Consider the following 25,975-nt stretch of genomic DNA (forward strand, 5'->3'; position numbering starts at 1 on the left):
TCCGATAGGGGCGCTCAGCTGCCGCGGCCGCGCAAGCGGCGGTCCGAGGCGGTAGGCCGCCCGGTCCAGCGCAGGCTGGCGCCGATCACCGCAGTGGCCCTCATAGCCGGCGTCCTTCAGATGCCCGCAGTAGCCCTCGCGGCGGACTTCGAATTCAAGCTGCCACCCGTACAACAGACCCAGTCAGTGCCTGTCGCGGCCGTGCCGCTACAGCCCGTCACCAAGTCTGCGGCCGCCAAGGCTGCGGCTCCCGTCGCCTCTTGGCCGAAGGCCGGGCAGAGCGATGTCCAGCTTCCCGGCGCCCAGTCGCCGAAGCCGACCGAACAGGTCAAGGCCGCAGACCTTCCCATCGCGGTCGCACCTGTGGCAGTCGACGGCCAGGCGGACGCATCACCCGCGAAGGTCCGCGTCCAACTGTCCGATCGCGCCGCGGCGGCAAAGCTGGGCATCGACGGTGTCCTGGTGAGCCTTCAGCCCGCGGACGGCAGCGCTCAGCCCGGCAGGACGCGGGTCCAGCTCGACTACAGCAAGTTCCGTGAGGCGTTCGGCGCCGACTGGGCCTCCCGCCTCACATTCGTTCAGCTCCCCGCCTGCGCACTGACGGAGCCCGACAGGCCCGAATGCCGAACGGCGACCCCCGTCGAAGCCGCCAACGACACGAAGGCGGCCAAGCTCGCAGCCGACGTAGAGGTCACGGCGCCCAGCGGCGCCACGAGCGGGACTCCTGCGGGCAGTGTCGCTCGTTCCGAGAGCGCCGCTGCTTTCACAGCAGTGCAGTCGGGCGCGACGGTACTCGCCGCCACCGCAGGAGCCGCAGGCCCGGAAGGCGACTTCAAGGCCACCTCGCTCGCGCCCTCGAGCTCGTGGTCCGTCAGCGGCAACAGCGGGTCGTTCAACTGGTCCTACCCGCTGGAGGTACCGCCAGTCCCAGGCGGCCTGGCACCCAAGGTCGCACTCGGCTACTCCTCCTCCAGCATCGACGGGCGAACCTCCACCACCAACAACCAGTCCTCGTGGATCGGCGACGGCTGGGACTACGACCCCGGGTTCATCGAGCGCAGCTACACCGGCTGCGCGGGCGACAAGGGACAGGGCAGCACCGCCCCGTCCACCTCCGGTGACCTCTGCTGGAAGTCGGACAACGCCACGGTCTCCCTGAACGGCAACACCTCCTCGCTGGTCCGCGACGACGCCACGGGGACCTGGAAGCTGTCGAACGACGATGGCTCCCGCGTCGAGAAGCTCAACGGTAACGCCACCGACACCGCGAACGGTGACACCGACAACGAGTACTGGAAGGTGACCACGCCCGACGGCACCCAGTACTTCTTCGGCAAGAACCGCCTGCCGGGTTGGAGCGCGGGAAAGCCCGAGACCGGGTCCGCGCTGACCGTACCGGTCTTCGGCAACCAGCCCGGTGAGCCCGGCTACGCACCCGCGTTCCAGGACTCCGCCCGGGACAGGGCCTGGCGCTGGCAGCTCGACTACGTCGTCGACCCGCACGGCAACGCGCTGGCGTACTTCTACGACCAGGAGAAGAACGCCTACACGAAGAACATCGGCGCCACCACCGGCACCCCGAAGGCGAACGCCTCCTACACCCGGGCCGCCACGCTCAACCGCATCGAGTACGGACACCGCGCCGGCCAGGTCTACAACGCCTCGCCCGCCGGCAAGGTCGCCTTCAGCACGGCCGACCGCTGCTTCGCAGCCGACTGCTCGTTCACCAAGGCCAACGCAGCCGTCTGGTACGACACCCCTGCCGACCAGGCCTGCGACATCGGCCAGGACTGCCGTAACGGCGCCCCGACCTTCTGGTCCAAGAAGCGCCTGACCGGTATCGCCACACAGGCCCTGCAGGGCAACGGCACCTACCGGGACATCGACTCCTGGAGCCTCTTCCAGGACTTCCCCGCTGTCGGCGACAGCGGCGGTCGGGCCTTGTGGCTGCAGTCGATCAGCCGCACGGCCAAGGCCGGCGCCACCCAATTGGCGCTGCAGCCGGTGACGTTCGGCCACGGGGACCCGATGCCGAACCGGGTGGACGCCGCCGAGGGCCGGCCCCCGATGAACCGCTACCGCATCAACCGGGTCGGCTCCGAGACCGGATCCAACACCAACATCGAGTACACCAAGGCCGACTGCGTGGCCGGCGCGCTTCCTGCGCCGGACAGCAACACCCGGCGCTGCTACCCGACCTGGTGGACCCCGGACGGCGCGGTCGACCCCGTTCTCGACTGGTTCCACAAGTACCTCGTCGACAAGGTGACCGAGGACGACCTCGTCGCGGGATCCGGATCCGCCGACAAGGTCACCAAGTACGACTACATCGGCGACGCCGCCTGGCGGCGCGACAACTCCGAGTTCACCCCGGACAAGCAGCGCACCTGGAGCGACTTCCGCGGCTACCAGCGGGTCCAGGTCCGCGTCGGTGACTCCAACAAGAGCCTCACCGAGACGGTCTACTTCCGGGGAATGGACGGCGACACCCTCGCCAACGGCCAGCCCCGACCGGTCGGCCAACTCCAGGGAATCACGGACAGCAACGAACTCGCCGGATACGCGCGCGAGACCATCGTCTACGACCAGGACGGCGGCAGGCCCCTCACCAGTACGGTGAGCACGCCCTGGACACGGAGCACCGCAAGCCGGGCGGTCAAGGCGCTGCCGACCAAGGACGGCACGCCCACCGCCGTGAAGCCCGCCGAATCCGGGCGGCCCGAGGCCACCGCACTGCCGCCGCTGACCGCGACCATGGTCCGCACCAAGAGCGAGAGCGCCACCTCCCTCAACGCGGACGGCAGCGCAGCCCGGTCCAACCGCCTTACCCGTGAATTCGACGACTACGGGCAGGCCACGACCGTCTCCGACGAGGGCGACACGGCCGTCGCCGGCGACGAGCAGTGCTCCCGCACCACCTACGTCGCCGCGGACACCGCCAACTGGCTCATCTCCTACCCCCAGTCCGTCCAGACCACATCCGCGGTCTGCTCCACCGGTGCCTCGCCCGCGAACGTCACGAGCGAGACCCGCACCTACTACGACGGCAAGCCCCTGGGCGCCGCGCCGGAGCCGGGCAAGGGCAACGCCACCAAGACCGAGGCGCTCGAACGCTACGACGGCGCCAACGCCCGCTACCTGACCGCCACCACCACGGTGTCCGACCAGTACGGGCGCGTGACCTCGGTCAAGGACGTCAACAACGCCGAGACCACCACCGCCTACACCCCGGCCTCCGGCAGCCAGCCGACCACCATCCAGGCCGTCAACCCCAAGAAGTTCACGACCACCACCACCTACGACGGCCTGCGGGCCCTTCCGGTCAAGGCCGTCGACGCCAACGACCGCACCACGTACGTCGACTACGACGCACTCGGCCGCACCACCGCCATGTGGAAGCCCGGGCGGGCGAAGACCTCCTCGGCCAACGAGACCTACACGTACACCATCGAGGCGGGCAGGCCACCGGCCGTCACGACCAGGACCCTGCTGGAGGGCGGCGACTACCGCACCAGCATCGCCCTGTTCGACGGTCTCCTGCGGCCCCGCCAGGTCCAGGAGGACGCCCACGGCGGCACCACCGCGCACAACGGCGGCCGCAACATCACCGACAGCTTCTACGACAGCCACGGCCGCGTCTACCGGTCCAACGCCCCGTACTGGAACAACACGTCCCCCGAGTCGTCCCTGTGGATCGGCCTCGACAACAAGGTCCCCTCCCAGACCGACACCGAGTTCGACGGCCTCGACCGGCCCACCGCCAGCATCTTCAAGTCCCAGAACGTGGAGAAGTGGCGCACCACGACCCGCTACGGCGCGAACTGGACCGCCATCACGCCGCCTGAGGGCGGCACCCCCACCCTCACCGTCATCGACGCCCACGGCCGCACCACCGAGCTGCGGCACTACAAGAGCGACGGCAGCCCCGACTACAACGCCCCGGCATCCGCCTACGAGGCACTGAAGTACAGCTACAACCTGTCCGGCAAACTCGCCAGGGCAGTGGACGCCGCCGGCAACAACTGGAGCTGGGAGTACGACCTCCTCGGCCGTCAGACCAAGGCCGTCGACCCGGACAAGGGCACCACTACCAGCACCTACAACGCTGACGGCACCCTCGCCACGGTCACCGACTCCCGCAGCAAGACGCTCGCCTACACCTACGACGAACTCGGCCGCAAGACCGCCATGTTCGACGGCTCCACCACCGGGACCAAGCTCGCCGCCTGGACCTACGACTCGCTCAACGGCGGCAAGGGCCTGCCGGTCGACAGCACCCGCTACGACAACGGCAAGGCCTACACCACCGCCGTCGCCGCCTACGACGCCGCGGGCAGGCCCACCAGCGCCTCCGTCACCATTCCCACGGTGACCGGTGAGGAGGCGCTCGCCGCCACCTACACCACCTCCCAGTCCTACACACCCGACACCGGCCTGGTCGCCACCACCTCCTACCCGGCCGGCGGAGGGCTCCCCGAGGAGATCCTCAGCCGCAACTACACCCCGCTCGGCCTGCCCACCTCGATCAGCAACGCCACCCGCGTCTACTCCCTCGGCAACCTGTACTCGCCGACCGGACAGGTCCTGCAGAGCGTCATCGGGAACATCGGCTCCCGGACGGTGCAGACCTACGTCTACGAGAACGCGACCCAGCGCCTCGCCCAGGTCATGTCGGACCGCGAGAAGGCCGGACCGCAGACCCTCGACAGCAAGACCTACACCTACAACCCGGTCGGGAACATCACCCGCATCCGCAACGACCGCGACGACAGCAGCGTCACGGACACGCAGTGCTTCACCTACGACTTCGCCCAGCGCATGACCAACGCCTGGACCGGAACCGACGACTGCGTCGCAAAGCCGGGCGGAGGAACCCAGCCCAAGGTCGGTGGCATCGACCCGTACTGGACCAGCTACACCTACGACGCGGCAGGCAATCGCACCCAGGAGACCACCCGCACCAGCGGAGCCCTGCCGGGCCCGCTCGTGGACACCTCCAAGGTGAACGCGATCGCCGTCGCGGGCGACAACCAGACCTCCTCGGTCGCACTCGCCGACGGCAAGGTCTGGCTCGCCCAGCAGCGCCCCAACGGCACCTGGAAGAACTACGAGGACCTGCAGTCCACCACCGCGGGCGCACTGCCCCCGGTCGAGCACGTGGCCGCCTCCTGGGCCGACAACACTCTGCAGATCATGGCCGTCGCCGGCGGCAGGGTCTGGCACACCCTGCGCAACGCCGACGGATCCTGGCAGAAGTGGGGTGACGTCACCCCGGTCGCCGGGTCCATCAGCAACCCGAACCAGCTCGCCCTGTCCGCCACGGCCTCCGGCCTGGAGGTCCTCACCTTCTCCGACGGAGTCCTCAAGCACACCCTGCGCAGGCCCAACGGCGCCTGGTCCACCTGGGGCAACGTCTTCGGTGAGGCCGGGACGCTCGGCACTCCCACCCGTGTCACCAGCGCGGCCACCGGTGCGGGCCTCGAGGTCGTCGTGACGGCCGGAGGAAGGCTGTGGCACACCATCCGCAACGGTGGCGGCAACTGGCAGGCCTGGGGCGACGTCTTCAGCGTCACCGGCACCCTCGGCTCACCGGGCACCGTCAGCGCGACGGCCACCAACGCGGGCCTGGAGGTCGTCACCCTCGCCGGGGGCAGCATCTGGCACACCGTCCGGCGCCCTGACGCCAGTTGGCAGGGCTGGGGCAACGTCAGCCAGGCCGTGGGAGCACTCACCCAGCCGGTCTCGGCCGCAGTCGTCAACTCGGCCGGCGACCTCAAGCTGCTGGTAGCGGCCGCAGGAGCCGTCAACTACACCAAGCGCAGTTCGGCCACCGGAAGCTGGCTCACCTGGACCCAGCTCGCACAGACCACCGAGAACCAGCAATCCGAGCAGACCCAGCGCACCTCCACCTACCCCACCCCCGGAGGATTTCAGCCCCACGCCCTCAGCCGCGTCGACACCACCGGCCCCGGCGCCCGAACCGACACCTTCACCTACGACAACGCCGGCAACACCACCCGCCGTGTCACCGCCGACGGCGACCAGACCCTCGAATGGGACACCGAAGGACACCTCGCCAAGTCCACCACAGCAGGATCCAGCACCACCTTCCTCTACGACGCCGATGGCAACCGCCTCCTGCGCCGTGAGCCTGACGCCGTCACCCTGTACCTGGGCGGCCAGGAGCTGAAGCTCACCAAGGCCACCAACCAGGTCACCGGCACCCGCTACATCACCGCCGGCAACGTCACCATCGTCAAGAGCTCCGACGGCACCCTCAACTACCTCCTGCCCGACCAGCAGGGCACCGCCCAGATCACCGTCCGCTCCGACAACATGGCCTACACCCGGGCCGACACCACACCCTTCGGCACCCCGCGCGGCAAGAAGCCGGCTGCCTGGCCTACCGAACGCGGATTCGTCGGCGGCATCGCAGACTCCACCACCGGCCTCACCCACCTCGGCGCCCGCGAATACGACCCCGCCAACGGCCGCTTCATCTCCGTCGACCCCGTCCTGAATCTCACCGACCCCCAGCAGATCAACGGCTATACCTACAGCAACAACAACCCCGTCAACCTCAGCGACCAGGACGGCCTCTGGCCGAAGTGCAGCTGGTGCAAAAAGGTAGCGCAGACGGTCGGTAAGTTCGCCGCAGGCGTTGTGGATGAAGCTGTTGGCTGGGTTGCGGAAAACAGCCCCTACACCGCCGGCAACAACATCATCCACGGCTCCTACCAGGCAGCGGGAATTCCACCGCCAGTTCCCTACATGACGCCGACCGCCACCCCGATGGCAGACACCTTCGGAATCTCCCAAAGCGATCCCGCCTACATTGCAGGAAGGGTCACCGAGGCGGTAGTAGAAATCGCGGCAGATGGCGTCGGAATAGTCAAGGGAGCAGTCAAGGGCGCAAAGCTTGTCAAAACCTTTGTCAAGGACTCGGGTGGTGTCAAGAAGGCACTCAAAAAGGTCTTTGGTTCCTGCAGCTTCACACCGGAAACCCCGGTCCTGATGGCCGACGGCACCAGCAAGGCCATCGGCGACATCCAGACCGGCGACAAGGTCAAGTCAGGCGACCCGGAACGACCAGCGGGCGAGGATAGCGGAGATCGGGCGGTCCTGGCCACCCTGGTCGACGACGACGAGGACCTCGTCGACCTGACGATCAAAACCGCAGGAGCCGTCGAAGAGACAGTCCACACCACGTCCAACCATCCGTTCTGGGATGACACCACCCGATCCTGGACTCCAGCGGGCGAGCTCATCCAGGGACATGCGCTCAAGAGCGAATCCGGCGAACTCGTCGAGGTCGCAGCCGTGCGCCCGGTGTCGGGCCGGGCATCGATGCACAACCTGACTGTCGACGACTTCCACACGTACTATGTGCTGGCGGGCACGACGTCGGTCCTCGTGCATAATTCGTGCGATGTACCAAGCAGTCGTGGAACTGGCGGAGGCAAGCCCCCGGCTATAGAGGTAGATCAAGCACAACCTGGTTGGTCGCAAGCGGAAAGGCTGGCACAGCTGGAGCGGAGACTTCCCGCTTTCGCAGTATTCAGTCGCAGTGCCGCCACATCTAGTCGCACGTATGTAGGAGCACTGAATACTGAGACTGGCGATTTCGTCCTGGCGTCATCAGGAGGACGCGTCGGGTGCAGCTCCTATTGCGCGGAGGGCAATGCGCTGCTTGCCCTTGGTGGCGATCTAAGCAAGATCATTTTCACTGACGCCTACCAGGTGACCAAAAGCGTCGACGGCATCTTGACAGCCACGCCGAAGCCGGTATGCATCTACTGTCAGATTGACTATCCCAACAGATCAAGTTTCGTACCCGGCGCCGTTGGCGCCCCAGGCGGATCCTGGGGAGACTAGGATGGCCTCGTGAAACTCGTAGAGCTTGAGATTAAACGACATGACTGGACCAAACTGCGCTGTGGCTGCGGAATGTCAGCCGCTCATGTCGCGACAGACCTTGTGAAGTTGGCCAGATCTGACAAGGAAAGTGGATTCGATATCGAAATGCTTGACGGTCATGTACTAATGCCATCAGTTCTTTTTGAACCGTCTGTACCGACCGTCTCCGTTGCCCTCGCCGCATTGGCCGACGATATTTCCCCTTCTGCAAGGGGGAAGTTTTTGGAGCTCCTGCTGCTACTGGTTGCCGGCGAGGGCCAGGCAACCGAGCTTGCCCTTCAAGGAAGGGATCTGGTCATCGAATGTGTCTCCGTTGCGAAGAGCGGCATTTGGCTACTTTATTCCGAAGTGTTTTCTGGACGTTCCATTGATGCGGCAAGCTATGCCTACGAGGCCCTCACGCTAATTGAGGATGACGCCGATCGGCTTGAGCATGTCCGAATCGCGGCTGGAGAGTTTCTGCGGTGGGATCTTCGATAATCTAGGTCACTGAAAAGTTAGCCCCATCGGGTTTGTTTCCGATGGGGCTAACGGCCGATGCGGCGGCTGCCTTCACATGCCATCGCGGGGCGATCGGGCCGCCTAGCAGTTCCATGGACGGACGATCACCACGACGCCTTGCAACTCGACTACGGCCATGGCTTGGGCGGCCAAAACGGTGACTCCCGGCACCATGCCTGCCGACTCCGCCACTCCCACCAAACCCGGCGCTGGCACGAACATCAGTCGCCCCGAGTGAAGCCGATGGCCACAATCTCACCATCGCCGACCTGTACACGTACTATATGCTGGCGGGGGTCACGCCGGTTCTGGTGCACAATACGTGTGGCGATCCGGTATCTCCCGCATTCAAGGGCGATCCATACCACCCAGACGAGGTGCAGAAGCGGATCGATGCCGGACGCCAGGCGTGGGCGCAGATTCCGAGGGAGGTGCACAACACTGTGAACGGCATTGAAAGCGGTCGGGTCACCCAGCGGATCAACAAAAATGGGCCCGACTGGTTCAAAGCGAATGGGAATACCAACGGTGCAATGCGACCATCTTCATTGGTGTGGCATCGCCCACGACCTTGACCCGCGTGCTCGTGCGAAGCGATGGGGTCGTTGGGTACGTGCTCGGACATAACTACAACGACGTGATCGAGTACGGCTATGCCAAACTTCTCAGCCAATACGTGCCGAGACCGTAGTGATCCCGAGATGGATGAAATGGAACTGAAGGAATCTCTTGCCGCAGCGGGTCTCCTGGTGCTGGATGAATGTGGCGACTTGGGTGGGCTCGTTCCTCCGCTCGTCATCGGTCAGGCACCCAGCTGTCCTCCTGAGGACGGTCGGATCGAGTCCCTGGTCGAGATCGGGGACCCACTGCTGCTCGAAAAGGCGAACGCAGAATGGTACCGCCTGTCGGTCGAAGCAGGCCTTTTCGGTGAGGCCGATCGCCGGTTCCTGGTTGCGCTTACTCCTGAGGAGGACGGTCCTTCGCAGTGGATCTGCGTGGAATTGCAGGACTCGTGGGACATTATGGGCAGAGGTGCTTCAGGTCCACTCGGAAGCGGGTACTGTCACCCCGAATTTCGCATGCTCTCGCTTGATGGGTCAGTTCTTTCCTGTGGTACCACCTGGGAGTCCGCGATCAGTGCGTTCGTGCTGAAGGAACTAGGCGGCTCGCAAGTCCTCCGAAAGTTCGCTGAATGGGTGGCGACAGGCGAAATCGGACACCCAGTCGAGAGCGCTGCGGCACGTCGCTGGCTTGACGGACTTTAGCCTCGTGGGTTGGTTTTGGTGTTCGTTGCAGGATTCGTCTTCACGGCTATCAGGAGCGCCCAATAATTGGCCAGAAGCCCCACCGGAATTCCGCTCCGGTGGGGCTTCTGGCCATCGTGACGGCAGTAGTTGACGGCAACGTCAGCGGACGGGTGCTACACAAAGCGGTGGGCTGTCGCCGGGCCGCTGGAGGCCCCCAAGGGGTTGCGGAGGGCGCGGCCGAGCCGCTGGCCGTGCTCTGTTGCGCCGCGGTGAACTCCCCGGCGGCTGAGAGGGGCAGCACTGGTGGCCGGTCTCGTTCTCCCGGATCCACCCGACGGCTGATGTAGCGTGCGGCACCGTCTCCGGCACCGCGCCCCGCCAGGTGCCTGGCATGACTGAGCAGCGGACTTCGGAGGTGTCGTTCCGGAGCTTCTCCCCACACAGCCCGGACAGGTCGTTCCAGGAAGCCGCTGTTCGCCGCGAGCATGGTGAGGTAGTCGGCGAGGGTCTGGCGCGGGCCAGCGATGACTCCGATGCGCTGGCTGACGAGGAAGCGGTCCAGGGCGGTTCGGGCTTGGCCTTGGTGGGGAAGCCGCCGCGGTGAACGGTCTGGTTGTGACCGCCGGGGATGACGGCGGGGTCTCGACGGCGAACGTCCACGTTCCGTGGTCGGGCTCGGAGCTCAGGCGGGGGCAGTGAGGGCCGAGCTGGTGGTGCTGGTCGTCGCGGCAGGCACGGAGACGGTAGACACGTCCCACCGCGAGGTGGCACGTATGACGATCACCTTCAGGAACAAGGGAGCGGCACCTCCATCATCGCTTGAATGCCTATGGACACGGCAATGGTCGGGCGAGGAGCCTTTGGGTGCCCTTGCCGCGCTCGCGACGACCGCGTGAGAGGCGTGTTCGGGCGGTCAGAAGCGGAAACCGAACAGGCCGCCGGCCGCGTGCTCGTCCGTGAGGACCGTGTTGTTCACGAAAGGGGCGGCGTCGAATCCGAGCCTGGTCGCCTTATCGAGGTCGTCGGTGTTGAGGGTGACGATGTACTGCATGTTCTCTTCGCCGGCGACCTGGATGGCGAGTTCGAAGGCGGCCTTTACCTGGCGCGCGTCGACGCCGTCGTAGAGGTGGCTGTCGTGGATGAGGAAGTCGGGTCCTCGTCCGTGGCGGTGGGCGATGACGGCCAGGGTGAGGTCGAAGCAGAAGATCACCATGTTGCCGATACCGCGGCTTCCGTCGCTGTCAATGCGCGGTGTGACGCTGATCTGGTTACGGGTTGCTTCGATGGCGAGGAAGGCGTCGCGGGTGCCGTAGAGCGCGTGGGCGAAGCGGGAGAACAAGAGGATGGCCTCTCGGGTCTGCTCGCTTAGGTCTTCGATGTCCACGTCCATGGCCTGCTGGAGTTCGATCCGCTTGGCGGTGATCTGCCGGGAGCTGGCCTCCAGGGTCTGCGCGGCCTCGTAGCGGTGACGCAGCGCCTCGAGTGCGGCCTCCTCTCGAGCGACAGCCTGCTGAAGGGCTGTCAGAGCCTCCAGCGCTCCGCCTTCACTCAGCTGGAGGAGTAGGGGGACTGCTGGCCGCCAAGGCGCGCTCGTTCGGCACGCCGGCTTTCGAGGCGTTGGGACAGCTGGTCGATCTCCGCGTCGAGGAACCGGCGCCGGTTACGGACGATGGACAGGTGGAACGCCTCGACCTCGTCGTAGCGACGGAGCACCTGGTCGGGCAGGACGATTCCGAGCTCGCCGTAGGGGCGTTCCAGGTAGTCCAGATCGACCTCAGCGGTCTCAGTGACCGCCTGCTGGAGCTCCTCGAGGTTGCGCTGGTCGATCACGTCGTCTTGCGAGAGCTGCTTGATGCGCCTGGTCAGCTCGTCGGCCTGCTCCTTGAGGTGTTCGTACTCGGGAACCACCTGGAACCGTCGTACCTGTTCCTGTAGCCGGGCGACTTGCGCCTCGGCGAGGGCGATCTGCCCGCGGAGTTCGGCGGTGGAGCCGACTAGCCGTCCCCACACCGGGTCGTTCACGGCCTGGCGAAGCTGCCTGCGGGTCGCCTCGCGTGCGGCCAGCTGTCGGTAGCCGTCGGCCAGGCGCCAGTCGAGCCCGAGCAAGTAGGCGAGGTTGGTCGTGGCGTCGGCCGCGGATTGCTTGGAATGGGTCCGGCCAGCCTCGTTGAAGCCATGCGACGACACCCGGCGCGCCAGGTACGAGAGGAGGGTGCGGCCGCTGACGCCGGGGTGGTCCGGCCCCATGCCGAACAGGTTCCGGTCGATGAGCTGGTTCCACTCTGCGAGGGCCGTGGTGGCCTCCCCCTCGGCGGCGAAGAGGGTGTCCGGTGACGCGGGAGTCAGAGGCGGGTCCAGCATCACGGTGCCCTGCCGCTCGCCGCTTCGCCGTACCGTCAACGGCTCGGTAACGCCAGGCCAGTCGAGGTCCAGCTGGAACGTGATCGACTTCAGGGGACGCTTGGCGAAGGGGCTGCGGGCATCAGCGCGCGCACCGAGCAGGAAGTGGATGAGCTCGATGATGCTCGACTTGCCAGCTCTGTTACGGCTGTCGGTCGTCGCCGACGTGTTGGTCTTGTCCGCGAGTACGAGGTTCAGGCCCGGGGTGAACACCACCGCCTTGAACCGGGCGTCGTCAGCGGTCAGCCGGCGCAGCATGTGCACTCCTCGCGACGAGCAGGTCGTGGCGCAGCTCGACCGCGCCCATTCCGTACAGCACGTCCAGGGCCAGGACGAACCAGCTGAACGATAGCGGCGAGTTGTGATCCTTCTCCTCGCGCCAGGCCTTGAGCCGTGCCCATGTCTGGCTGACGGTCCTCGGTTCGTTGAGCTGCAGGAGGATCTGGGCACCGACGGCCAGCAAACTCCGTTCCGGTGCAATGCCCTTGGTCGGAGTGATCACTGGAGTGCCCGTGCTAGTTCGGCCGGACTCCAGCCTGCCGGTGGCGCCTCGAAGATGTCGCAGCGGAAGAAGAAGTGCGCCAGCACGACCCATGCCGCGCGATGGCGGCTGGGTGGCTGGGCGGCGTTGCCGATCACGTACATCTCAAGCTGCCACAGCACGTCCTCCGGGTCGGCGCACTCCTGGCGGACTTGCTCGTAGTAGATGCGGAAGCCGCGTGCGACCTCGTCCTGTTCCAGCTCGCGGATCCCGCCGGCGTAGAAGGCCTCGACCAGGTGGACGCTTCGCAGGCCGAGCTTGAGGCTCTCGCGTGATTCCGAGTCGAGCTGGTTGTAGCTGAGTTTGTCGGTGTGTACTTGTGGAAGTTCCATGAGCGGATCGGCCTGGGCACGCAGCTGGGTGAGGTGGTTCAGCAGGGGGACGAGGTCCTCCAGCCCGACGCTGTAGGCCATCGGCCTGACCGGGATCTCGCACCCGAGCAGGTCCTCGGCCACGACGACGTCGAGCTGCATCAGCTCCTGCCACAGCACCCGGCTGCCCAACTCCTCGAAACGCAAGTCGGAGTGGTCGTTGCGGGCGGTAGCGAGAAGAGTCACCACCTCCGGATGCACGCCACGCCGGTCGTTGTGTACGAAGACGAACGTGGTGAACTGGCCGGGGCGCTGGCTGCGCGCGCTTGCGAGGTCGTCCTTGAACTTTTTCCTGATGTCCTTCGCGCTCACCGTCTGCGGGCCGTAGCAGGCGTAGAGCCGGTTGCTGTTCAGCATCAGCCCGTCTGAACCTTGATCGCCCAGGTTGCCGTGCGTCCGCACGGCCAGGAAGCCCGGGTGCCGCGCCTGCATGACCTTCTGGAAGAAGGTCTCGAACGCGGCGCCGTCGAGTTCGGCCATGAGGTCGAGGAACTTCAGACGGGCGTACATGCGCTGCTCGAAATTCACCCATCCCCCTCATATCAAGGTCGTCATCGTAGCTTCGAGGGATCAGGCCGGGGAAGGGAAGCGCCGCCCACAAGCCTGGTAGGCCGCAGCGACCGCAGTACATGGCACGCCACCAGTGCGGCCACCTACTGAAGCGAGCGTTCCTCCCCGAACCAATGGCGCTGTGGGTCCTGGCCGGAAGGCCGGCCGTTGCCATCCAGCGGGGCCGTGAGGCACTGAGAACGGCGGGAGTGACAGCCGCATTGTTTGCGGCGCACAGGCCGCGCCCGAGACGGCTCCCGGGTCCGACCGGCCTCCTGCCTTGTCGGTTTCCCGCACAGCAGCGCCCTTGCGAACGGGCGAGCGATCAGTTCAGGGCGGCCTATGCCGGCAACCGTAGGGCTGTGCGCTGCGGCTTCGTGCGACCACGTCCTGATCCACTGGCCGCAGGGTCGTCGGGGATGACTCAATCGATCTGGTGGGGCCTTCGACGTCTTGCCCGAAGGTGTTCGACCAGCCACTCTCTGTGAATGGTCAACAGGTGTCGCGCCATGAAGAAGGACGGGAAGCTCTGCAGGAACCGCGTGCGGCAGCAAGGCCTGCGCTGCCACCAGCACCAGGGACTCCCGGGCGGCAGGCGCCCTCTCGACCCGTCGCCCCGACGGGCCGCGAACTCCTCCCAACCGCGCCCCACCGGCGCGAGGGCCCGCCGTCCCGCCCCCATGGTGAACCGTCCCTCCCGCAGCGCGCGACCCGCTCCCGCCCCAGTACCGAGAACCCTTGTGATCCCGACCCAACGCCGCCCGCAGGGGCCCGAGCGGCCCGCATCGCGGGTGGTGAGCCGGGCGGAGTCGGACGGTGCGGCCCAGGTCTGCGTCCAGATCGTTTCCGGTGGCGGCAGCGACGCGATCGCTTCCCAGGCGCTGCGGTATGCGACTGAGTCCACCTGGAACGCCCTCCTCGAACAGCAGCGGGGGAGAGGTTGCGAGGCCCTCGCCGCGTTTGCCCGGGCGCTGCTCGACGGCAAGAAGTCGTTGCACGGCATGGTCGGCGCCGTCATCGGCCGACTGTGGGCAGCCCTGGGCCGACCCCGGATCGAGCAGGTCTTCGCGCGGGAACTGGCCGCCCGCATACCCCTGCCGTTCGGGCAAGAGGTCGCCGCCGCAGCACGCGGCCTCCAGGCAGCCGGCATCCTCATCTGCTTCACCAACGGCGGCCCGATGCAGGACTGCGCCTGCCTGAACGACCTTCTCGTCAACGAGGGCAGAGCCCAGTTCGAGAACCTGCTCTACGGCGCACTCCACGACTGGAGCGAACTGCCCGCGCGCATGCATGACCCCCTCGCGCTTCCCGGTGCCGCTCCGGCGTGACCACGAGGAGCGCACGACCGGACCCGCACACGCCGGCCTTGCCCGTCGGCTGACCGACCCTGCGCACAAACCCGAGCCACACCGTTTATCCGGCAGACCCGGCTCTATATACCGATCTCGGCCGACTTGGCCGCGCGAGCGGAGACATCCGCCGAAAACCCCGTGCAACTGCCTCTGACCTGTTAGGCGACGGGAGCCGGTGAAACGCGCCTCGAGCCCACCACCGCGACCCACATCGATGCTGCCAGGTGCACGGCGGTGAGCTCCGGCTAGCTCACGCCGCCTGGCCGGGCGTGTAAGCGAGGGTGCCACTCCTCCAACCCGTCCGGTCGGTGGCGCAACACCGCCTCCAGCTCGTCGAGTACGACCGCTACCTCACTGCTGCGCTGCTCGGCCTCCTCCTTCAACTGCTGCTTCGCCAGCTCGCGTTCGGTACGGTCCCGCTCCCGGACCGCACGTTCTTGCTCCCGCTGCCGCTGTGGAGCTTCGCGTTCGCGTGCGTTCTGGCGATTGGCGAGGTCGCCCTCGATCCGGGCGGCCTCCTTGGCCTTCGCGGCGTCCTCCCTGGCGAGGAGCTTCTCCCCGGCGGCGAGCAGCCGGGCGTGCGCGGCCGTCTCGCCGGAGCGGGCCTCGATGCGGCCGCCTGCCCTGCGCCAGCCTGTGCGAGCTTGGCCTGCTGCTTGGCCAGGAGCGCTTCCGCGAGCAGTTCCGGCACCGTCTTGCGCCGCGCCAACGACCCTCCCCGACTTGGCCGTCCGACGACGGCACCCACCCGACCTCCGCGCGCCCTACCCACCACCAGCGCCCGCACCGAACCGGCGGTGCCGGACGGCTGTGAACCTGTGGACAGGAGCGACCGATCGGCGACGCGACGCTCGTGTCCCACAGCTCTCTTGAAACCACCGGCTCGTGGCCAGCCCAAGCCCAGGCGCGCCAGTGTCACCGCACCAACTGCTATTTCGCTGACCTCGAGTCACGTCGGCCACTACCATTCCCATACGTCGCAGACCGCCGGCCGTCCCACCGCCCTCGCACGCCACAAGGTAACGATGAAGATCAAGCGAGTACGCATTCAGAACTTCCGCAGCTTGCGGGATGTGGACATCGAATTCGATGCGACGACGTGCTTCATCGGGCCGACCGGTGCGGGGAAGTCCACTGTCCTGCGTGCGCTCGACTGGTTCTTCAACGGGGAGAAGACGCTCTCCCTGGACGAGCACGATCTCCACTCCGCGGCCGACGGCCGCCGGATCACCGTCGAGGTCGAGTTCAACGACCTCACCGAGTACGACCGGGGCGTGCTGGGCAGCTACGCCCCGCCCGAGAGCGACACGGTGATCGTGTGGCGCACTTGGGAGGACGGCGAGGACAAGATCAGCGGAAGGGCGCTTGCCTTCCTGCCGTTCGAAGCCGTCAGGGCCGTGCCGACCGCGATGGCCAAACGGAAGGCGTACGGCGAGCTGCGCGACCAGCAGCCGGACCTGGAGCTGCCGTCCGCGGGCTCCGAGGCCGCCGTCCTGGAGGCGCTCTTGACCTGGGAGCGCGAGCACCGCGACCGGCTCGTCCCCACCGAGCGCAACGGCACCCACTTCTTCGGCTTCGCCGGTCAGAGCAAACTCGCCGAGCTGATCGACTTCGTCTTTGTCTCCGCCGACCTGCGCGCCGCAGAGGAGGCCGACGACCAGAAGGCCTCCGCGCTGGGCCGCATCCTCGACCACGCGGTGAACCGGACGCAGGAGATCGCAGCACTCGGCGAACTTGAGAAATCTGCCCACGAGGAGCGCCTGAAGATCCAGAACGAGGCGTACAAGCCGGTCCTCGAGAGGATCTCGGGTGCGCTCTCCCGGGAGCTCGCACAGTTCACGACGGGACGCGGGATCGCGCTCGCACCAGTCGTCCACGCGCCGAAGCCGGCCAGGACCAGCTTCAAGGTCAGCATCCGGGACGGCGCGGCCGAGACCTCCGTCAGCCGCCAGGGCCACGGATTCCAGCGTGCGCTGATCATCGCGGCCCTCAAGCTCCTCGCCGAGACCCGGCGGCCCAGCCAGGAGACCCGCACCCTGTGTCTGGCCATCGAGGAGCCCGAACTCTTCCAACACCCGGCGCAGGCACGGATCTTCGCCGACGTCCTGCGCGACCTCGCCACCGCCGAGGGAAGCCGGGTACAGGTCACGTACGCCACCCACAGCACCGTCTTCGTGGACCACCGCGCATTCCACCAAGTACGCCGGCTTCGCCGGGACTTCGTCGACAACCACCCCACGACCCATACCAGCCAGGTCACCGTGAACGACCTCTGCGAGGCACTCGACGGGTACCTGAAACCGGGCAGCGTGCGCCGCCACGCCGGCCTCCGCTGCACCGACACCCTCGCCGAAGGCTTCTTCGCCCTGGCCGCCGTACTCGTGGAGGGAGACACCGACGGCGGCCTGATCACCGGCTGCGCCCAGAACATGAACCTGGGCCTCGCTGCCCAGGGTGTCAGCGTGATTCACGTCAACGGCAAGAACAACCTGATTCTATGCCACGCCATCCTCACTGCCCTCGGAGTGCCCTGCTACGTCGTCTTCGACGGAGACTGCGGCATGGAGGATCGGAAACTGGCTTCGATCCAAGGACGGGAGGGCGACGACTACCTCCAAGCCAAGAAGAAGATCACCGCAGCCTCCGACGACGCGGCCCGGATGAACGCGGACCTGCTCGGATATCTGGGCGCGCAGAGGAGGGTCCCCTGGCCGGAGTCGGTGTCCACCTCGACCTACACCATCTTCGACGACAACCTGGAGGAGTACCTCAAGGGTGCCTGGCCCGCGTGGTCCAGGAGACTCAAGCAGCTGATCGACTCCGGCGAGGGATTCCCTGGCAAGAACGCCCCCACCTACCGGGAAGCCGCCAGCAGCGCGGAAGGCAGTCCGCCCTCCCTGCTCGTCCAACTCCTCGCCAACGTCGAGGAACTGCTAAAGGCCAGCACGCCGCCGTCCTTCCACGCCGTACCGCGCCAACTCGGATCGGACGATGCTGTCGAGGCGGCAGTGCCCACTACCTAGATCGAATCGTTCCGGAGCCGCTGCCGGAGTCCGGTGAGCCAACTCGCGACGGTTGAATACGCGAGCCCACCAGTACCGAGGCCGTCGTTGCTCTCTCGTAGCACACCGGTGGGCTCCGGGACGTCGCGTACCGGATGCGGGCAAGCTCATGGCAGAGGCGGCCGGTGTTAGAGGTCTCGGGTACCGTCCGATCGGAGGTGAGGTTCGGGCGGGAGAGATCGGTATGGCTGCGGAACGTAAGTGCAGGGAGTGCGGGAAGGGGGCGAGTGCCAACCGCAAGGGAAAGCCCGGCAGGTGTGTGCCTTGCATCGACGGGCACTACCTGAAGCTCGGCTGGAACCCCTGCGAGCCCCATGTCTGCACGGAACACGAGCGTCGTTGCCTGTGCACCACTTGTGACCAACCCGCTGCGATCCCGTACAGCGAGATTCGTAACAAGCAGGTCCGATACTGCAACTCGTGTGCCTCCCGGAAGATGTACGAACAGGGCCTCGTGCGCGAGCCGGCGAAATGGGACATCACGAACGAGGAGGCCGCGCGGATCGTGCTAGGGGAGGAGTTCCTGGCACGTGACACTGCCGGTGCCGTGGTAGATGAGTCTGGACTCGCCCAGTGGATGGAGCACGTGTGGTCGCTCGTGGAAGTGGAGTGCGCGGTCTGTGGGACAGCCAAGAGGTGGAGCGCGTCGATGAGCCTCGGCAGCCGGGTCATGCCCGGGCGCAGCCGGTGCTCCAGCTGCTCTGCCATGCCCCTGACCGCTTGGCAGGTCGAGTTCTTCGCCGCGTACGGGCTCGTGCGCGATCACGTGGGCTATGCCCGGCTAAGTGAGCGGGTCGAGGCGCACTGCACCGACTGCGGGGCGGCGCGCAGGACCTCCGTCTCCGAGCTGGCGAGCGGGGTTTCGCCCTGCCTCACCTGCGACGCTGCGACTACCGACCCGGATGCCTCGCACCTCGTCTACGTCGTGCACTTCCCAAGGCTTGGCGCCTACAAGGTGGGCATCACCGGTACCGGGGTGCGGCACGACCGGCTCGCCTCCCACGCGGCGCAGGGCGGCGTTCCGGTAGAACGGAGAGTGGTGCCGAACAGGGAAGCCGCGCGGACGGTGGAGGAGTTCGTCCTGCGCGTGGTGCGGGATCATCCGAGCGGCTGCACCGCCGAGGACTTCCCGCAAGGGGGTTTCACGGAGACCTGGGCCGAGGAGGGACCGGAGGTGGATCTCGGTGGCATCGTCGATCGGCTGACGCGTGAGGAAGCGCCCGGCTTCGACCGGCTTGGCAAGCTCAAGGCCTTCTTCGAGGACGAGCCGCTGACCATCGAGGAGCTGGTTGTTGTCTTGGAGATGACGGCGACGGGGATGTTCTCGGCGATCATGATGCTGGCCGCGGTGTGGCGAAGGTCGTGCAGGCCGATCCTGGGCAGGTCGAGCTCGGCGGTGCGTTTGCGGAGCTGGTCGAGGACCCACTGGGGCCGCAGCGGCGTTCCGCCCGGGCGGCCGAAGACCAGGCCTTCGAGCCGGCCGTCGGGGTGGGCGGTCATCTGGATGGCGGCCTGGCGGTGGAGGGCGGCCATGACCCTGGGGGAGAGGCTGATCCAGGCCCGGCTGGCCTCGGTCTTCGGCTCTCGGAGGTGGATCTTCCCGTTGTCGATGGCGGCGAGGGTCCAGCGGACGAACAGCTTGCGGTCCATGAGGTGGACGTCGGACCAGTGCAGGGCGAGGACCTCACCGCGGCGCATGCCGGTGCCGAGCATGACCTCGAACAGGTCGGTCAGCTGGTCCGCGTACTGCTCCGCCCCGTGCTGCAGGAAGGTCGCGGCCTGCTCCGGGGTCCAGCAGGTTCGCTCGGCTGCGCGGGGCTTGGGCGGAGCGGAGTGCTTGGCCGGGTTGTAGCGCAGCCGCCACGAGCGCACGGCGGCGTTCAGCGCGTTGCGCAGGGTGGACACGGCCCGGTAGACGGTGACGCGCCCGCGCTGGGCCTCCAGCTGGGCGGTGACCCAGTCGTCGATGTGTTCCGGGCACAGGTCGAGGAGCCGGAGGTGGCCGAAGGCGGGGACGAGGTCGCGCTCGACGCACGCGGCGTAGCCGGCGTACGTGTTCGGCGCGAGGTGCGGCTTCCTCGTGATCAGCCATTCGCGCAGGTAGCTCGCGACGGTGGTACGGCGGTTCTCGTAGACCCCGCGCAGCTCACCGTCGAGCACCGCGGCCATCTCGCGGGCCGCCTCGGCCCGGCTGGTGAACCCGCCCCGTCGACGGGTCCTTCGCTTCCCGTCTTCCGGGGCGAGGTCGACGCAGTACGTCCACGACCCGTGACCCGCCTCCCCCAGCAGCCGCACGCACCACGGACCCAGCTGGTTGCCGTGCCCGTCCGTACACCCGCACCGCCGGTAGACCCGTCCCCGCCGCGCACGCTGTCCCATGAGCTTCCCCTTCTGTCGATCGGGTGATCCGGGACCAAGAGTCGCTGCCCGGTCGGGCGTGGCGGCAGAGCGTGAAGGGCGGTGCGCGACGTAGTCACAACCACACGGCGACGACACGCTCAAGACGACACACCGCCCGGAAGATCACTATGCGCAACCGGTGGGTAAGCGACCATGATCCGCCCGCAGGACCGGGCCCCGCGGGCCGGCCGACGGCATCGACGCAGGGGCAGTCGGGCAGGTGCGACGCCGCTTGCTGAAGGGCCGACAGGTCTCGATCACGGGCAGTAACTGTGGCGGGGCGCTCGGCCTGGGGACCACTTTGGGACCACACCCGATGAGCGCCTATGGGCGCCCATGGTCCGAAACGGATACTTCTGCACGAAGTAAACACTGAGCAACTGTCAGCTCTCTGCGTCGCCGTTTCCATCGGGAAGTCCCAACCCACTTGTACCCCAGGGTAGTTCAGCAACAAAGAAGCCGAGGCCTTGAGGCCTCGGCTGCCGACAATAGTTGAACCCCTTGACTGGGGGTCAAGGGGTCGCAGGTTCAAATCCTGTCGTCCCGACTTGCGAATTAGCAGGTCGTAGGCCGTTTCCGCTTCTGGCGGGAGCGGCCTTTCTGACGTTTTGTCACGTGGTGGTCGCATGGTGGTCGCGCCGGTCACAGTGGGACGGGTGCGTGAGCTGGGCGTTCGTGGCGGGCTCGGCGTTGACGCTCCGCGAGGCGGTCGCGGAACTGGTCGATCAGATTCCGTGGCCGATCCGGGTTTTCGGTCGCATGCCGGGCGAGTTCGGCGGAGTCGAGGAGCCGGGCGATGGCGTCGACCGCCTCGCGGGCCGCCTGCCGGGTGAGGTGGCTGTAGATGTTCGCGGTGGTCGACAGGGTCCGATGGCGCAGGGTCTTGGAGACGATCACGAACGGGACGCCGCCGTTGAGCGCGAGCGTGGTGGCGAGGTGGCGCAGGTCGTGGACGGCGATGCGGGGGACGCCGGCCTTGTCGCACAGCTTCTGGAACCGCTTGAGGACCGACGTGGGGTTGAGCGGCCGGCCGTGGCGCTGGAAGACGTAGCCGTGGGCGGGGATCGCGACACCGAGGAAATGGTGGTCGGCGAGGCCCTCGAGGACGCGGCGTGCGCGGTCGTTGATGGCGATCCAGCTGAGGCTGCTCGATGTCTTGGGCGGGGTGAGGACGGTGTAGGAGTTGTCGACGGCGGAGAGGGTGTAGCGGACGAACAGGACGCCCTCGTCGAGGTGGACGTCGTCCCAGTGGAGTCCGAGGGCTTCGCCTTTGCGCATGCCGGTGTTGATGATGAGCTCGACGAGGTGGGCGAACAGCGGGTCGTGCTCCCTTGCGTAGTCGAGGAAGCGGACGGCCTCGTCGGGGGTCCAGATTCGGCGTTCGGGCGTGGGCGGTCGGGGGATGACGGCGGGCTTGGCGGGGTTGTGGCCGAGCCGGTGGCGGACGACGGCCGCGCCGAGTGCACTGGAGAGCGTGGCGAGGATCCGGTGGACGGTGACGCGACCGCGGCCGGCCTTGAGCTGGGTGCGCGCGTAGTGGTCGATGTGCTCGTAGGCGAGGTCGTCGAAGGGGATGCGGCCGAGCGCGGGCACGAGGTCCTGGAGGACATAGGCGCGGTAGCGGGCCAGTGTCGTGGGCTTGAGCCACTGCTCCTGGACGGCGAGCCAGGCGAGCAGGTATTCGCCCGTGCTCTGCCGCGGGTCCGGGTTGTAGCCGAAGGCCTTGCCGTCGAGGAAGCGGCGCAGGTCGGCGCGGGCGGAGTGCTCGTTGTCGTAGCCGCCGCGGCGTACGGTGTGGCGCCGGTCGTCGGGCCAGGGAACGTCGACGGCGTAGGTCCAGGTGCCGTGGTCGGGGTCGGCGGCCAGGCGCGGGCAGCGGGCGCCGAGCTGTCGGCGGCTGTGGTCACGGCAGCCGCAGTGCCGGTATCTCCGGCCGCGATCGTCGGAGCGTCGCATGATGATCACCTCGAAGGCTCGGGCGGGGAGCTGCTTCCAGTCTCGTTCGGCTCGTCGGGGGGGCCTTGTCGCCGATCCAGGGGATGGCCGCAGGTCAGAGGCATGATTTGCCGGTGGTGATCGCGCGGTGGTCGCAGCCGGGTCGGCCGGCGGCGCCCCGTGCGGGCCGCCGGGTGAGCCGCAGAATGACTGGCGCAGGTCGTCGGCTGGCCGTCGGCGGTCCCATCCTCCAGCCCCTTTGGTCATTTCTGTGACCAAAGGGAGGGTAAGGACACGACACCGGTACGGCTACACGGAGTAACTGGCGTCGGTTGGTCGGGCCGGCCCCTCGTCCGAGGGCGAGGTGGGTCAGACGAGGCGGTCGCGGTGGTGGGCGGCGGTTTCGCGGACGAGCTGTGCGAAGCGTTCGCGGCTGCGGTTCTGGTGTTCTTCGGCCTATGCGTCGTCCCAGTTCTCGGGGTCGTCGAGGTCGCCTCCAGCGGCGTCTCTCTTCTTCGGCCAGCAGACCGAGCTCGACGGGTGCGTGCTCGGACTTGCCGGGAGAGCGGCACGTTCGCTCCGGCAGCGATGCGCGCGCGTGGGCCGCCTCGTCGCGCCGGAGGACGGCTACGCGATGGACCTGGTCGTCGGTACGGCGACGGCGGTGGAAATCGAGGCCGGACTCCTGGAGCACGCCCGCATGGTCACGGGCGACCGGCAGTTCGCGCAGGCCGTCCGAGGCCGCACCGGGACAGCGTCGGCCTACGCCGGAGCGGTCCCCGGTCGCGGAGACCGGGGACCACTTCTCAGCAGCCTTGTTGGAGGTGCGCTTTCCGGGTCAGGACACGGTCACCCCCACGCCGGGACTGGTGCTGCCCGCGAAGCCGCCGCCGGCGGTGTTCTGCAGCCAGACAGGCTGGCCGCTGCTGTGGCTGGCCCGCTGGTAGGCGCCGACCCAGGTGATCGACGTCGGGGTGAGAGCGGTGATCACGTGGGTGTCGTCGGTGGCCGTGGCGCTGCCCATCCCGATCGCGTCGCCGACCTTGAGACCGGCGGTGCTGACCACCTTGCAGGTGGTGGCCGTGCTGGAGCAGGAGCTGGTCAGTGTGGTCTGGAACGGGGACGAGGCGGTGCCGGTGTCGTTGGACAGGTCCGGGGTGTAGACGGCAGCGATGGAATGCGGGCCCGAGCCCAGGGAGGTGGTCGTGTAGGAGGCGGTGCCGGTGGAGCCGAGCGCCACCGGGGTCCCCAGGTTGACGCCGTTGTCCCGGAACTGGACGGTTCCCGTCGCGGCCCACGAGCGGGTGGCCGCGCCGACGGTCGCGGTCAGCGTCACCGGCTGTCCCGTGGTGACGGTGGCGGGTGAGGCGGTGACGGTGGTGGTGGTCGGCGCGCACATCGGGGAGAGCTTGTTGAGCTCCGCGATGGTCGAGGCCCAGCCGAACTCGTTGTTGTCGCTGACGTAGTAGTAGGTCGCGCCGTTGGGCATCATCGCGATCGTGATGCCTCCGTACCCCGACATGAACGGCACGCGCAGTCCGCAGCCGGGGACCTGGCCGGTCGTGGGGTAGGCCCACAGACCGTTGCTGTAGCGGTAGCCGCCGGACGCGGCCGTCCCGTCACCGTGACCGGACAGGTCCGTGCTGACGGCGGCGACGCCGGTGTCGGTGCTGCTGCGCTGCATGGCGGCGAGCATCTGTCCGCGGTCCGCGAGCTGTGTCCCGCCGGCAGCACCGTTGTTCTGGAACAAGGTCGCGAGCTTGGCGATGTCGTCGGCCGTCCAGAAGAGTCCGTGAGAGCCGAACGGGCGGCCGGTCGTCGGGGAGGTTCCGGCTGCGGAGGCGTTGTCGGTGCGCTCCGTGGTCAGGGTGCCGGCGGTGAGGTGGAGAGGCGTGTAGACCTCGTCGCGCATGAGGTTGAACAGGTCGGCGCTCGGTCCGCGCTGCGACTGCAGGTATCCGGTCTCGGCCTGTGCCAGCAGGAAGTGGTCGACGCTGTGGTAGGCCCAGGTGTAGCCCTGTTCGCCCGGGTGGTGGGCGTAACCCAGTGCGTAGCCCATCTTCCCGGTCGTCGCGGTCCCGTAGGGCTCGGCATTGAGGAAGTTGGTCGTGTTGGCGCCGTTCTCGTCGCTCTCGTAGAGCTCCGAGTTGAAGTTCCCGGTGGCCATGTCGGCGGCGTTGTTGAACGTGACCGACGCGGAGTTCCAGTTGCCGCTGGACGCCATCTCGGGGATGTAGTCCTTGAGGTTGAGGTTCGGGACACCGGATCCGAAGTCCTTCACCAGTCTGGCCATCGACAGTCCGGCGAACGCCGACTTGGCCGTGGAGTAGGAGGGCAGGCGCATGTCCTTGCAGAAGGCGTAGGTGCCGTAGCGGGTCTGGCAGCCCTTGTTCGCGGACGCGCCGTCCGCCACGTAGTTCACGCCGTTGTAGACCACTCCGTAGGCGGTCATCGCCGAGGGTGTGATGCCGCTGCCGAAGGTGGCGAGATTGAGCCCAGCCGCCGGATAGTCGGTGGCGAGGGCGGACAGCGGCTTGGTCGGCATGCGGTTTCCGACCTCTGCCGCCTCGGCGTTCTCCAGTGCGATGTCGTTTGGCACGGTGTGCGCGTTGTAGGTCGCGGCGAGCTGGCCCCACATGTCGAACTGGTGCAGCGCGCACGTCTCGGCCGTCACCTGGTAGGCGACGTTCGAGACCGAGGTCGCGTTGTACAGGAAGCTGAGCTCGCCGTTGTGGGCGCAGTTCTGGTTGCGGTCGACGAGCGCGAACGGCAGGGACGCCCGGGAGAACGTCCCGGCTGTGCCCGTGTCACCGTTCTCCGACCACGCGCGCCCCGGCCCCACGATGAGGTTGTACGTCGAGCCCGACTGCGTGTCGCCGGTGATCGTCAGACCCTGGACCGCTGGGATCAGGTAGCTGCCGTTCTGGACGAGGTCGAGGCTGATCGGCGGCAGGTGCTTGCCGCAGCCGGTGCAGCTCTTGATGCTCTTGAACCCTCCGCTGCCGGCGGGGTTGGTGAGGGTGAGGGTGCCCTCGAAGGTGAACTGCGGCGGCGCGGCAGCGGCAGGCGGGGCGAAGGCGGCATCGTCGACCGGGGCGCTGGGGTTCTGGGAGGTCGTCAGCTGACTGTAGGGCAGCAGGGTGCGCGAGACGGCGCCGTTACCGGTCAGCGGGTCACCGGGTACCGGGTTGGCGGTGGCCGCTGCCGCGGGCAGCGGGGCGATCAGGCCGGTGGCCGCCAGCGCTCCTGCGCTGAGCAGCAGGAGCGAGCGACGCCAGCGGCTGCGGTCGGCTGATCTTCGGTTCATGGTTCCTCCTTGGGTGGGGGCTGAGGAGTCGGGTGCGAACAGGGGCAGTTGGGTACGGAGTAGCGATGGCGGGGTGGCGTCGTCGTCGCTCTTGTGCGCCGTGGTCGTTCCGTCGGGCCGCCGAGCGGGCCGAGGCGGCGCACGATGTTGCCGCCGCATGGCCTGGAAGGGCGGGCGGGAACGGGAGTGCTACGTCGCGCAGGCGCTTTCGCCCGGCGCTGAGGCTGACGGTGTCGTAGGCACCAACCGGGCAAGGTCGAGCGTCGAGGGGGAAGGTGACGAGCTGCTCGCCTTGCCCTTCCTCAGCCGGCCGGCATCGCTCAGGGCAGTGGGTGGGTTAGGTCTGCTGTGACCATCGCCTTCTGGCTGGCCGACGCAGCATCCCGTTCCTTT

Annotated in this window: 13 protein-coding genes; 6 read left to right on the forward strand and 7 right to left on the reverse strand. The window is 67.4% G+C overall.

Translation table 11 applies throughout. The features are described 5' to 3' along the window. The first annotated feature begins 462 nt into the window (after positions 1 to 462). The 4 genes from ACIGZJ_RS27225 to ACIGZJ_RS27240 all read left to right on the forward strand — a co-directional run bounded on the left by ACIGZJ_RS27225 (position 463) and on the right by ACIGZJ_RS27240 (position 10,269). Positions 463 to 7,875 carry a polymorphic toxin-type HINT domain-containing protein gene (locus ACIGZJ_RS27225; RefSeq protein WP_396459687.1) on the forward strand — a complete coding sequence of 2,471 codons (7,413 nt, stop codon included), beginning with the start codon at positions 463 to 465 and terminating at the stop codon, positions 7,873 to 7,875. Positions 7,876 to 7,884: 9 nt separating this feature from the next. Beyond that, entirely contained in the window at positions 7,885 to 8,397 is a 513-nt protein-coding gene (locus tag ACIGZJ_RS27230) for a hypothetical protein (RefSeq protein ID WP_396459688.1), read from the forward strand. Positions 8,398 to 9,128: 731 nt separating this feature from the next. After that, positions 9,129 to 9,683, forward strand: a complete 555-nt coding sequence (locus tag ACIGZJ_RS27235) for a hypothetical protein (protein ID WP_396459689.1) — start codon at positions 9,129 to 9,131, stop codon at positions 9,681 to 9,683. A gap of 373 nt (positions 9,684 to 10,056) precedes the next feature. Further along, a complete protein-coding gene (locus tag ACIGZJ_RS27240; protein ID WP_396459690.1) occupies positions 10,057 to 10,269 on the forward strand; it encodes a hypothetical protein in 213 nt (70 codons plus the stop codon). Between the two features lie 309 nt (positions 10,270 to 10,578). Here the strand turns inward: ACIGZJ_RS27240 and ACIGZJ_RS27245 are convergent, their stop codons facing one another. From ACIGZJ_RS27245 to ACIGZJ_RS27260, 4 genes are all read right to left on the reverse strand, one after another. After that, entirely contained in the window at positions 10,579 to 11,049 is a 471-nt protein-coding gene (locus ACIGZJ_RS27245) for a DUF2326 domain-containing protein (protein WP_396459691.1), read from the reverse strand. Between the two features lie 164 nt (positions 11,050 to 11,213). After that, positions 11,214 to 12,323, reverse strand: a complete 1,110-nt coding sequence (locus tag ACIGZJ_RS27250; protein ID WP_396459692.1) for an ABC-three component system protein — start codon at positions 12,321 to 12,323, stop codon at positions 11,214 to 11,216. Then, the gene (locus ACIGZJ_RS27255; RefSeq protein ID WP_396459693.1) at positions 12,301 to 12,567 is read right to left on the reverse strand and encodes an ABC-three component system middle component 6; all 267 of its coding nucleotides are present in this window, start codon (positions 12,565 to 12,567) and stop codon (positions 12,301 to 12,303) included. The genes ACIGZJ_RS27250 and ACIGZJ_RS27255 overlap by 23 nt, the downstream gene beginning before the upstream one ends. Then, positions 12,564 to 13,505 (reverse strand): ABC-three component system protein, encoded by a 942-nt coding sequence (locus tag ACIGZJ_RS27260; protein WP_396459694.1) that lies wholly within the window; start codon positions 13,503 to 13,505, stop codon positions 12,564 to 12,566. Before ACIGZJ_RS27260 ends, ACIGZJ_RS27255 begins: the two co-directional genes overlap by 4 nt. Positions 13,506 to 14,266: 761 nt before the next feature. On the opposite strand from ACIGZJ_RS27260, the gene ACIGZJ_RS27265 reads away from it, so the two are divergent. Both ACIGZJ_RS27265 and ACIGZJ_RS27270 read left to right on the forward strand, forming a co-directional pair. Further along, positions 14,267 to 14,854, forward strand: a complete 588-nt coding sequence (locus ACIGZJ_RS27265; protein WP_396459695.1) for a hypothetical protein — start codon at positions 14,267 to 14,269, stop codon at positions 14,852 to 14,854. A gap of 1,049 nt (positions 14,855 to 15,903) precedes the next feature. Further along, a complete protein-coding gene (locus ACIGZJ_RS27270) occupies positions 15,904 to 17,901 on the forward strand; it encodes an ATP-dependent nuclease (RefSeq protein ID WP_396459696.1) in 1,998 nt (665 codons plus the stop codon). 1,137 nt (positions 17,902 to 19,038) lie between these two features. Here ACIGZJ_RS27270 and ACIGZJ_RS27275 read toward each other — a convergent pair. The 3 genes from ACIGZJ_RS27275 to ACIGZJ_RS27285 form a co-directional block, all read right to left on the reverse strand. After that, positions 19,039 to 20,319: a tyrosine-type recombinase/integrase gene (locus ACIGZJ_RS27275; RefSeq protein ID WP_396459697.1), complete on the reverse strand. Its 1,281-nt coding sequence runs from the start codon at positions 20,317 to 20,319 to the stop codon at positions 19,039 to 19,041. Between the two features lie 663 nt (positions 20,320 to 20,982). Further along, positions 20,983 to 22,296 (reverse strand): tyrosine-type recombinase/integrase, encoded by a 1,314-nt coding sequence (locus ACIGZJ_RS27280; protein ID WP_396459698.1) that lies wholly within the window; start codon positions 22,294 to 22,296, stop codon positions 20,983 to 20,985. 817 nt (positions 22,297 to 23,113) lie between these two features. Beyond that, complete coding sequence (locus tag ACIGZJ_RS27285; protein ID WP_396459699.1) at positions 23,114 to 25,582, reverse strand: Ig-like domain repeat protein; 2,469 nt, start codon at positions 25,580 to 25,582, stop codon at positions 23,114 to 23,116. Positions 25,583 to 25,975: the final 393 nt, after the last annotated feature.

Source organism: Kitasatospora sp. NPDC052868 (genome assembly GCF_044547105.1).
Lineage (GTDB): Bacteria > Actinomycetota > Actinomycetes > Streptomycetales > Streptomycetaceae > Kitasatospora.

Excerpts from the sequence above, each read along its gene's own strand:
- ACIGZJ_RS27270 (WP_396459696.1), top strand. The coding sequence starts at position 15,904 with ATGAAGATCAAGCGAGTACGCATTCAGAACTTCCGCAGCTTGCGGGAT.
- ACIGZJ_RS27275 (WP_396459697.1), bottom strand. The coding sequence starts at position 20,319 with ATGGGACAGCGTGCGCGGCGGGGACGGGTCTACCGGCGGTGCGGGTGT.
- ACIGZJ_RS27280 (WP_396459698.1), bottom strand. The coding sequence starts at position 22,296 with ATGCGACGCTCCGACGATCGCGGCCGGAGATACCGGCACTGCGGCTGC.
- ACIGZJ_RS27250 (WP_396459692.1), bottom strand. The coding sequence starts at position 12,323 with ATGCTGCGCCGGCTGACCGCTGACGACGCCCGGTTCAAGGCGGTGGTG.
- ACIGZJ_RS27285 (WP_396459699.1), bottom strand. The coding sequence starts at position 25,582 with ATGAACCGAAGATCAGCCGACCGCAGCCGCTGGCGTCGCTCGCTCCTG.
- ACIGZJ_RS27240 (WP_396459690.1), top strand. The coding sequence starts at position 10,057 with ATGACTGAGCAGCGGACTTCGGAGGTGTCGTTCCGGAGCTTCTCCCCA.
- ACIGZJ_RS27235 (WP_396459689.1), top strand. The coding sequence starts at position 9,129 with ATGGAACTGAAGGAATCTCTTGCCGCAGCGGGTCTCCTGGTGCTGGAT.